The 1,462-nt window shown below is 71.8% G+C and carries 2 protein-coding genes; both read left to right on the top strand.

Annotation, left to right across the window (positions count from 1 at the left end):
- Nucleotides 1-585: DMT family transporter (locus I55_RS24875; RefSeq protein WP_044563413.1), on the top strand; the 585-nt coding region annotated here is incomplete at its 5' end.
- 140 nt (nt 586-725) lie between these two features.
- The coding region (locus I55_RS24870) for a DUF3142 domain-containing protein (protein ID WP_159107268.1) at nt 726-1,462 on the top strand (737 nt) is incomplete at its 3' end.

The following is a 1,462-nucleotide window of genomic DNA, read 5'->3' as shown; positions in this document are numbered from 1 at the left end:
ATCAACGTCAATCCCATCATCACCGCCGTGCTGGCCTCCTTCCTGTTGGGGGAGCGATTCGGCCGCTGGGGCTGGATCGGCACCGCCGTGTCGTTCAGCGGCATCGGCCTGATCGCCCTGAACGAGACAATGGGGAGCGAGGCTGTGGGCGGTGGCCTGCAGCTGGGCTGGGGCGCGCTGCTGGTGCTGGGCGCCGCCCTCTGCAACTCCGTCACCACGGTGGTGCAGAAGCCCCTGTTCGCCCGGCACAAGGCCCTGACCGTGTCGGCCGGCAACATGGTGGTGGGGGCGCTGGCGCTGTCCCCCTGGCTGCCCGGCGCCTACGCCCAGGCCCAGGTCGCCCCCATGCCCGGCCTCATGGCCGCCCTGTACCTGGGCGTGATGCCCAGCCTGGTCGCCTACGCCACGTGGTCCGTCGTCCTGTCCCGCATGCCGGCCGCCCGCGCCAGCAACTTCCTGTACTGCGCGCCGCCGCTGGCCATGCTGCTGGGCTATCTCTGGCTGGGCGAGGTGCCGACCCTGATGGGCGTGGTCGGCGGCCTGATGGCGCTGAGCGGTGTGGCCATCGTCAACCTGAAGCGTTGAGCCACCCTTAAGAGGAACGGAAATTCGGTATCGGAGGGCGCGAAGACGGCGGTAGAATGGGACTTCCCGCCGACCTTGCCTGCCTCCACCCTTCCATGCCGCTCCCCAGGCCCCGGATCCTCCTGGCCGCCCTGTTTCTTGTGAGCGCCGGCGCCGCCGCGGCGGCCCTGCTGCCGCCCCGCTCACCGGCGCCACCTGCCGTTCCGCCCAACCATGTCCCCAACGACATCTATGTCTGGCAGCGCGCCTGGACGCCGGCCCTGGGCCAGGCCATGGACCAGGCGGCGCCGGATGTCACCGCCTGGCGCGTGCTGGCGGCGGAGGTGTCGGTGGAGGGCCGCGCGGCCCCGGCCTTGGCCAATGATGGGGCCAACGACGGGCGGCTGGAGTCGCTGCGCGCGCATCTGGCCGGCCGGCCCGTCATCCTGGTGGTGCGCATCGATGGCCGGTTGACGGAGGCCGATCCGGCGGCCCTGGTGGACACGGCGCTCGCGCCGCTGCGGCGCTGGCGCGAGGCGGGAGTCGCGGTGGCGGGGCTGGAGATCGACCATGATTGCCCCACATCCCGACTGCCCTTCTATGCCCGCTTCCTGACGGCGCTGCGCGCCCGGCTGGGCACGACGCGCCTGTCCATCACCGCCCTGCCCACCTGGCTGCCCGCCCCGGCCCTGTGCGATGTGGTGGCCGTGCCGGATGAAGTGGTGCTACAGGCCCATGCCGTGTCCGCCCCCACCGATGGGCTGTTCAGCCCGGTCCACGCCGCGCGTTGGGTGGCCGCCTACGCCGTAGGCTTCCCCACCCCCTTCGGCGTCGCCCTGCCCGACTATGGCTCGTGCGTCAGCTGGAACGCTGACGACACCCTGGCGACGGTGAACGG

The sequence above is a fragment of the Azospirillum sp. B4 genome (genome assembly GCF_000333275.1).
GTDB lineage: Bacteria > Pseudomonadota > Alphaproteobacteria > Azospirillales > Azospirillaceae > Nitrospirillum.
This window is presented reverse-complemented; position numbering and strand designations above follow the sequence as displayed.